The organism is Polycladospora coralii (assembly GCF_014773435.2).
In the GTDB taxonomy this organism is placed as follows: domain Bacteria; phylum Bacillota; class Bacilli; order Thermoactinomycetales; family Thermoactinomycetaceae; genus Polycladospora; species Polycladospora coralii.
In genome coordinates this window covers 1-8,995 of the sequence record NZ_JACXAG020000017.1, presented here as the reverse complement: position 1 = coordinate 8,995, position 8,995 = coordinate 1, and the positions used below count along the sequence as shown (strand labels likewise).

The following is an 8,995-nucleotide window of genomic DNA, read 5'->3' as shown; positions in this document are numbered from 1 at the left end:
GCATGTATTAGGCATACCGCCAGCGTTCGTCCTGAGCCAGGATCAAACTCTCCATATAATGGTGAGCTTGTAAGCTCATATAAAAATTGAACAGGTCATGTGTCACTCTTTAGTTTTCAAGGAACATTTCAGTTGTTACCGCCTCATCGTGGCGACAAGGAATATAGTACCATGCCTATGAATATATGTCAACAACATTTTAAAGTTTAATTTATAAGAATCTCGCCTCTATATTTCTCATATCATAGTAGATCAAAACACACTCTACTAACTGAACACAACATCTAAATCATTTACCCATATTTTGAGCAACATAATTGTACAGGCAAGTGTCTATTATCATTGTTTAAATAAATGGTACTCATTAATTATTATGTAGAGCAAACTCGTTTAAGCCAAGGATTAAAAGAGTTTGCTCGTCCTACTAAATAAAACAAATTAGTCTTGATGATCGTTTTTTTGTACTAGTATTTTTTTAGAAATGAGAAAGGTAAAAGGTATAGCTATAATTGAAGCTATTAGTGGTGAAATATTTTCATCAAGAGCAAGCAGATCGACTAAAACGTACAAACTAGAAGTTGTAACTGAAACATTCACAACATATGTCAACGGGAATTTTAGTGCCTTTTTTAATGTTGGCTTGGTTCTATACGTATAATACGAATTTAATAAAAATGATCCAATCATGCTTAATACGAATGCGATTAGATGTGACATCAAATAATTAAGATGAAATACATGTAAAAAAAATAAATAGCATACATAATAATTGAACGTATTTATAAACCCAACAATAATAAAGCGAACCCAATCCCTATTTAAAAATGAGTTAAGAACTTCACTTATTCTTTTTTTATTTCTGAGCCAAGTCGCAGCTAGTAAAATCAGCGTAATAAAACTTACAATTGCTCCTTCCATCAAGAGTGGCGGGGTGTAATCTAGTTCAATGTGGTGATTTCCTTTATTCAATACAACACCTGTAAACGCAGTATTTACTTTCAATGACTCTTTTTCTACACCATCGACTTTTATTTTCCATCCTTTGCTATATGGAATTGATAAAAAGAGTAATCCATCTCGATCAACATTAATATCTCCTGAAACCGATTGTTCAGTATAAGCTACATTGTAAAGTGAACTTTTTGCCCTTTGATTTATTACACGTCCATAATTATCATAGGAGTTTAAAGTAATTTGAATATCCTTTAATATATATTCTCCAGATGATAACTCAATCGTTAACTTATCCTTTTTCTTATCAAATCCAGTATTAATGACAATTTTTTCTTTAGGATAATTATATATATTCTTCTTCCCAAAGAATACAAAAGGATTGTCGTTCACTTTTAATACATACTTACTTCCATCTCTCTTTTTAATTTCAACGCTAACTAGAACTTCTCCCTCACGATCCTTAAACGGGTTAGAGATAATAACTTGTGCGTCTTTCTCAGTTTTTAATATCTCTCCATCTATTGTCGCATTTTTTAATTGCATGTCTTCTTTTTTAATTACCTTGGAGTCAACTAAAAGAGATTGCGTATTAAACGTTGGCAGTTCCACATTTTTTCCGTTTTCAACTACCCCTGCACGAAGAAAGAGTTGATCTCGTTGTCCAAAATTTAGTTTGTCAAAGTTTGATTTAGTCACTATGGAGTCATACATAAAGCCAATTGGAAGAGAATATTGGTTCTCATAAATACGATACTTATCATTTTTATCGATCATTGTATATCCGTAAGGTATATAATCAGAATCTTTCGTTGTAACATAGTATCGATTAGCCAACCCTGTTTCCAAGTACAGCCTATGATCCAAATTTTTAAATAGGCTAGGTGTATTATGCTGGTTGATATTATATTCATTCTTTATCATGTTATTGATATGACCTGAAAGCAAACTATTATAAGCACCAAAGCCATTGTAATGATACAGCATTGGTGAATTGTAGTAAGGAACATCATCCCATAAAATCCGATAAAAAGTATTATCTTTCGCTTGCAGGTCCTCAAACATTTTTATATCTTCAGGAAGCGCATATTCAGACAGAAGCTGCTCCTGAGGTTTTTTCAATGTTATAGAATCTCCAAGCCATTTCTCAGAAACATTTATGTTTGTATAAGTTATATTTAATAGAACCAATCCAACTAGTAAAATAGAAGAAAAACGAGTCGATAATTTTGATATCAGTAACAGTACAACACAAGTAAGTACACCGAACGTAAAAATAACATAATCATCATTATTTAAAACCCTGTCATACATTTCCGCTTTGAAAAACAATAGACCACTTAATACCGCTAGTAATATTAAGTAATATATCTTCGAGTTTGTTTTTCTTTCCAAAAGATCATCTAATATATAAGCTGATATATGTGCAATGACAAAGATAAACAGGTAAAGCCAACGATATTGCATACTCGAGAATCCATTAAAAAATGAATATGTGAGTGGTGAAACAGCTATCACACAAATAAACAAAGTAAATCTAAATCTCATTTTCGCATCTCTGTTCTTCAATTTAAAGCCCATTAAAAAGATGAAGTAAACCAATATTGGCAAGATGATAACCATAGAATTTCTTTGATCAGTTATTAAAAACAATTTATAGAATAATATTTGGTATTCAATCCAAGTAAATAAAACAGATAGAACATTTTCGGTATAAAATCGATCTACATTTAAATACGCATATACAGCTGGGAAAAAAGAGAACGCACTTAGTAACCAACCTATACCATAGTATAGACCAGTCTTAATATAGTGCTTCAAATAATCAACAATGCTATATACTTCTTTACTTATAAAATACTTCAACGTTGCATACAAAAATAGGAATACAGAAGAAATGAATGCCAAGTAAAAGTTAGAAGTAATAATAATAAACACAGAAAAAATAAACAAACCTTTTTTGTTACTATCAATCAATCTTTCATAACCCAAAATAAGTAGTGGTAACCAAACCATTCCATCCACCATGAAATCATATCGGTATGAATAGAATAAAAAATATACTGAGCCCCCGTATATTAAACTTGCAATAATAGAAGAAAAGATTGTCCTTTTGCAATATCTTAGTAAATGGTACATAAATATCATACAAAGGACTAACTTAATGATACTAATCCATATTCTTAAATCATAAATATCTTGCAATGAAAGTGTCGCATTAAGCAGCATCGTAGTCCAAAAAAATGGAGAGGTTGAGAAATAATAAAGAAACTCACTAAATATATCTCCTCCTAACCCATATTGCCACGACCAAAAAAAATTCCCCTGTAAGTATTCATTTTGTAAGAAAGGATAAAAATGAGCTACTTGCATTAAAGAGTCGCAACATGCTTCAAAAAAATATATTTTTCTTACTAGAAAATGTGCATGTATACCAATTGATGCTAGTATAAAGAATATATATATCAGTAAGATATATAACTTTTTATTTTTTAGTACTTCCATCCCATTCCCCCCTTGATGTAGTCAATATAGTCCCTTTAAAAATCTCCCTTACGATCCTACTTATCATAACACTTTCATTTTTATATTGTTATGTAATTAAGAGAGTAATACCTATTGTGATGTAACTCATGTAAATAGTAAAAATAGTTCTACTATCGTTTGAAGTACCGTAATGCACGATTAAAATCATAACTGTGCAAGCACAAATATATCAACTCATTTTATCGAAATTCAATTAAAGGACCTGCTTATTCTATTATCACCCACAACATTATGAGTGAAAAAATACCCGTTAGTCAAGTGGAATCATGCTCTTTGACAAACTGAAAAACAAACACTTGAATCACTACTCCATCAAAAAAGAACCCTATCTTTATTCGCTCATTAAAGTATAAGTTTATCGCTATTATCATCATCTTCGTCCGCATAGTGCTTTTGGTGGTAAAACACCTATGAAAGTTCGATCAAAGTAATTATCAATTACATGTAACACATTTGCTTGACCAAGTCATAATTCATGATATGATGAACATATCTGTGGTCACTACTAAAACTAATTTATTAAATTTTCCAGCCCTTCTATTCGTGAGAGAGATGGGATTTTAGTCAATGACACATTTTTTTTTTATAATAAATAAGAGGTTGATTTAGATGTCTATTTCTATTTTAGTACCATGTTTTAATGAAGAGCTTGTAATTAAAGACTTCTACGATGAGGTAACTTCTATTCTTGTGAATAATAATCTGGATTTTGAGTTAGTATTTATTAACGATGGTAGTACAGACGGTACGCTGAATATATTAAAGAAAATTGCCAGTAAAGATAAGCGTGTGCAATATGTTTCTTTTAGTAGAAATTTCGGAAAAGAATCTGCTATGTTAGCAGGTCTTTCCTATTGTAGAGGTTTAGCCGTAGTTATCATGGATGCAGATCTGCAACACCCACCCTCACTTATACCTGAGATGATCAAAAATTATGAGTCTGGCTATGATCAAGTGATAGCAAAACGAAATAGAAAAGGGGAGTCTCAGGTACGCTCCATTATTTCCAAACTGTACTATAAAGTAATGAATAAACTAGTAGATATTGAGTTAGTTGATGGAATAGGTGATTTCCGTTTATTGAGTAGACGGGCTGTTGATGCTCTTTTAGCTTTGAATGAGAACAATCGTTTTTCAAAAGGTCTATTTTCCTGGATTGGTTTTAATGAGTATATTATTGAGTACGACAATGTGAATAGAGAAGTGGGGACTAGTAAGTGGTCTTTTCCTAAATTACTAAATTATGGAATAGATGGTGTTATTTCATTTAACAACAAACCTTTACGCATTTCAATTTATATTGGAACTTTTGTAACCATTATTGATATCTTGTATGTCATTTTTACACTGTTTCAGATAATAGTTACTGGAGTTCAAGTTCCGGGATATTTCACCACCATCGCTATTGTTTCTCTTATAGGAGGCATACAACTAATATTTCTCGGTATTATTGGTGAATATATTGGTCGAATCTATTATGAAGCCAAAAGTAGACCCCATTATATTGTTCAAGAAACGAATTGTAATGAACTTAAACAAGACACTAACGAAACACTTTCCTCCCAATCTATGTATATAAAAGTGAACTCGTTTTAGCCAGTGAATCAACTCCACCTGATTAAGACCCTACTTCTATAAGTGGGGTCTTAACCCATCAAAAAATATAAACCGCTACATGCTCATTCATTAAACATTTCAGTCAGTGATAGGGTCACATGTCTTTTGACCACAGCAGCTTAAGGTGATTTGAAGCCTTCACCTACATGGCTTCCTTTATTCTTCTCAACTTGTTTGCGTGCTTTAAGAAGATTTTCCCGTGATAACAGTTGTTTCATTAACATAGATATAACCTTCTTTCTGTTTGTGCCATTCCGTTACTCCCCCTCTTAAAATCCCCTGTCGACTTCATAAGCCCTTTCAGGTTGTGTCTCTCATCATAAGGAATGAGCACCTAGAGCTCTCTCTTTTCAAGCGTCCTCTACTCAGATACTATGGCATCTGCTGACTTCTAACTGTTCAACCTTTTCTCATGGAAAGGGTTACCATGTGTGCACGGCATATCAGTCAGATCTCCCCAGGTAAGAGCGCGTTCTTTCCCTCCATCTACCTGCCTCATTTATGCTCCCTGCCCTTTGGTAGCAAGGACTTTGTCTTGTTACTCAGACTCATCCAAGCAGAGCTCGCCTTTTCTTTTCCCCATCGATAAAGAAACACCGCGGTGTGGACATACATCTATCCAAGCTTGTACACCTTGAGCAGTTCGAGAAACGACTAGTGGAATGCTAAATATTTTGGTAGTGAGTAACAGATGCTTAAGTGTTGTGCTAGCACATACTACAAACCAATGCTGTTCAAGGATTTGTCTGTTCATAGTTGATACTTCCTCATTATCGGCACGCCTACTTTCATTAGCAATTGCTCTAATCCAGCCCATGGAAGCTGTCGATATATAGGTAGGTGTCGATCATAGACCGCACTATATTCGATCTCTGGTTCACCTCCTCGAAAAATTTAAAAACTGGATGCTCCAGCGCTTAGATTAAGTAAATATATACGTTTAGAAGCCTCCCGTAAGACAATCATCCATTAAAAGCCGGTATAAACCTAATTTTTGTGAGCGCGCGGTATTGTATCCGACAAGTGGGGCTGAAATGATTTTATTTATCATAAACAAACCCATAATGCCTTGTAATACCCCGTCTCGATCACGTAAGCCAAATATCGTCATCAGTTTTTTCTGGTGGCATAGTGCAATATATGACGTTAAAAATTGAGGATTGATTGTGGAGTACTTCTCAATCTATAGACAATCATATAGTGTTTTGATCCGTTCATAATCATCTGGTCTAATTTCATCATGATGAACAATTGTAAAAGTGTCATCATTTAGTAATTTTAGATCAAATATGACATCTTTTTCTGTAGATAAGGTAGATAAGATGGATTTTTTCCATCGAAAAAGTAAACCTGGGGACCAAACGAAACCCAAGTTATGTAAAATTCTTCATCAATGGATTGTAAATACGCTGATTTAATGAGCGAAAAATAATGGGATTTTGTGAATAAGTTTCTTGTAGCTTGTTCACGATGGCACGCAACAGCGGTTCATACAGGTTAGTAGAAAGTAGCCAATTATTGAAGTGAACCACTCGATTCATTTTCGCTCCTTTCATCAAGGGAGAAAGCCCTTTAATCAGCATGGATAAAACTTTCTCCAATTATGGTCTTTTGAGTTCAAACAGTTCTTCACGTGCATAGCGAATATAGGTAGAATAGGGTAAGCAAACATAAGAATTTTCATATTTTGTCTCATTAATCGTCACTGGTAATAAAAAATTTTCTACTTGCAAGATCCGAAATGTTGTGTGTACATTTGCTCCATATTGAACTGTTCCGCTTGTCCGCATTGGTACCATTTAATCTAGCGCAAGTTGCGTATTGGTTTCTCTCTCAAGGACACGTCTATGCTCATCCCCCCCTATACCATTCGGTAAAAACAATTGATATCCGCTCCAATAGCTAAGTATTTAAAGCAAACCGCTTCAGTTTTTCTGTGTCATTAGGTAATGTTGTCCATCCTTCAAAAATAAAGCCTAGTTTATCTAGCAGTCGAATTGATTTATCATTGTCCACCGTTGTAATCGCCACAATTTTTGGTAGCGATAGTTTTTCTTGACCATATGTAACAACCGCTGCTGCAGCTTCGTATGCGTAACCATTACCAGAAAACTTCTCTAAAAAACCATAACCCAGATCAATATGCTCGAGCCCCTCTCTTTTTATTAACCCGCATAAACCGATTGGAATCTCAAATGCTTTATGTTCCACGACATATAACCCACATCCATAATTTTTTATACATGGTAAGTGGACCTTCTATAATATAACGTTCTGCGTCTTGTCTAGATTCTAGTCCTTTATCTCCAATATAATGAATCCATTGGGGTTCATTGAGCAATTCCAAGATAAAAGCTGCATCGGTTCGCTCCATTCGTCTTATTTTCAATCGATTAGTTTCTGCTATATTCATATAAATAACCTACTTTTCAAAGTATTTGTATGATCGATTTATTTATGTATAATATAACATTTTATTTAATGATCGACTAGTTAACCCCTATTCTGATATATAAATATAGGTAATAACAGCATAGATCTTTCTCTTGTTAAATGGATATATCCTTCTTATACTTAGAGTAATGCTTTAAATTTGTAGTGAATATTTTTTAAATCATATAATTGAAAGGAGATTTGAATGGAAGAAGAAGATAAGCGATTGGAATATATGAATAGAGTCCCTGTAGAAGTGCAAGGTTGGAATTGGGGTGCTTTCTTTTTTACTTGGATATGGGGAATTACGCATGGCGTATGGATCTCTCTCCTTACTTTAATTCCCTTTGTTGGCTGGGTTAGGTACATTTGGAAGTGAGTGGGCATGGAAAAAAGGAAACTGGGAAAGTGTTGCAGAGTTTAAAAAAGTGCAACGTAAAATCGGACAAGTTGGATTTGGAGTAGTGTCCAGTCTATTCTGCTGTTTCATTTTTTTAATGATCATCGGAGAAGAATCTTCGACTTCCACAGATACAAAAGCAAATACCTCAGAACAACAGATCGAACAAGAAACCGTCATCACTCATTCTACTTCAGGAGAAGCATTAGTCTTAACCAAGGAAGAAATGCGGCATGCCAAATATAACGCTAACTCTCGTTTACAGTATGAAGAAGCTTATCTGACAAAAGAATATCAATCCGATGGGAAAGTGATTGATATTACATTTTTCGGAAACTACGATAAAATGATCGCTAATGATCGTGTTTCACTGGATTCTGTCATTCAGGATAAAGCTAGCTTTAACAATTGGTGGTTTGGTAGTAAAGATGGTAAAACACTTACAGATGATGCTCATCTGTATACCAAGTTCTTTTCTGTTTTGATTGACACTTATTCTTATTCACCAGAGGCAGAAGAAATTTCGTTACATATTGAAAATCAATATATACATTACTCATTAACTGTATCGCGTCAAGAAATGGAACAATTTTTTAATGTGAACTTCAGTGATTATCTTTTTTTCTATATGAAAGGGAAGCGTGCTCAAGATGTATCGATAGTCAATAATAGCTCAGCCCATACACAAATGGTAAAAAATATAAGTGAAGAAAAAACACGTCAATTCTTTGACCAAAATGGAAAACTTACACATAAATAGAAAGCGAAAACCCCACTTCAAATGAAGTGGGGCTAAGATGCCTGGCGACGTCCTACTCTCCCATAGATTAATCTATAGTACCATCGGCGCTGGAGGGCTTAACGGTCGTGTTCGGGATGGGAACGAGTGGGTCCCCTCCGCCATCATCACCAGACGTATAAAATTGTGGGTGTTTCACACCCTGAAAATTAGAATGGAAGCAAGTGTATGTGGAGAAGAAAATCAATTGTAGGTTAAGCCCTCGACCGATTCGTACCTGTCAGCTGAACATATTGCTATGCTTACAC

The 8,995-nt window shown here is 34.2% G+C and carries 6 protein-coding genes, 1 rRNA gene and 1 pseudogene; 3 read left to right on the top strand and 5 right to left on the bottom strand.

The window, feature by feature from the left end; genetic code table 11:
- Positions 1–438 precede the first annotated feature (438 nt).
- A complete protein-coding gene (locus IC619_RS16355) occupies positions 439–3,456 on the bottom strand; it encodes a YfhO family protein (protein WP_191141168.1) in 3,018 nt (1,005 codons plus the stop codon).
- 651 nt (positions 3,457–4,107) lie between these two features.
- Here IC619_RS16355 and IC619_RS16350 point away from each other — a divergent pair.
- Positions 4,108–5,094, top strand: a complete 987-nt coding sequence (locus tag IC619_RS16350) for a glycosyltransferase family 2 protein (RefSeq protein WP_191141169.1) — start codon at positions 4,108–4,110, stop codon at positions 5,092–5,094.
- A gap of 559 nt (positions 5,095–5,653) precedes the next feature.
- Here IC619_RS16350 and IC619_RS16345 read toward each other — a convergent pair.
- From IC619_RS16345 to IC619_RS16335, 3 genes and pseudogenes are all read right to left on the bottom strand, one after another.
- A complete protein-coding gene (locus IC619_RS16345) occupies positions 5,654–5,869 on the bottom strand; it encodes a Rieske 2Fe-2S domain-containing protein (RefSeq protein WP_191141170.1) in 216 nt (71 codons plus the stop codon).
- A 619-nt stretch (positions 5,870–6,488) separates the two neighbouring features.
- Positions 6,489–6,698 carry a hypothetical protein gene (locus IC619_RS16340; RefSeq protein ID WP_191141171.1) on the bottom strand — a complete coding sequence of 70 codons (210 nt, stop codon included), beginning with the start codon at positions 6,696–6,698 and terminating at the stop codon, positions 6,489–6,491.
- 319 nt (positions 6,699–7,017) lie between these two features.
- Positions 7,018–7,528, bottom strand: a pseudogene (locus IC619_RS16335) (GNAT family N-acetyltransferase).
- A 225-nt stretch (positions 7,529–7,753) separates the two neighbouring features.
- Here IC619_RS16335 and IC619_RS16330 point away from each other — a divergent pair.
- Positions 7,754–7,927, top strand: coding sequence for a DUF2628 domain-containing protein (locus tag IC619_RS16330; protein WP_191141172.1), 174 nt, complete (start codon positions 7,754–7,756; stop codon positions 7,925–7,927).
- 49 nt (positions 7,928–7,976) lie between these two features.
- Positions 7,977–8,708 (top strand): hypothetical protein, encoded by a 732-nt coding sequence (locus tag IC619_RS16325; protein WP_191141173.1) that lies wholly within the window; start codon positions 7,977–7,979, stop codon positions 8,706–8,708.
- A gap of 39 nt (positions 8,709–8,747) precedes the next feature.
- On the opposite strand, the gene rrf is transcribed toward IC619_RS16325, so the two are convergent.
- A 5S ribosomal RNA gene (gene rrf, locus IC619_RS16320) occupies positions 8,748–8,862 on the bottom strand.
- Positions 8,863–8,995 lie beyond the last annotated feature (133 nt).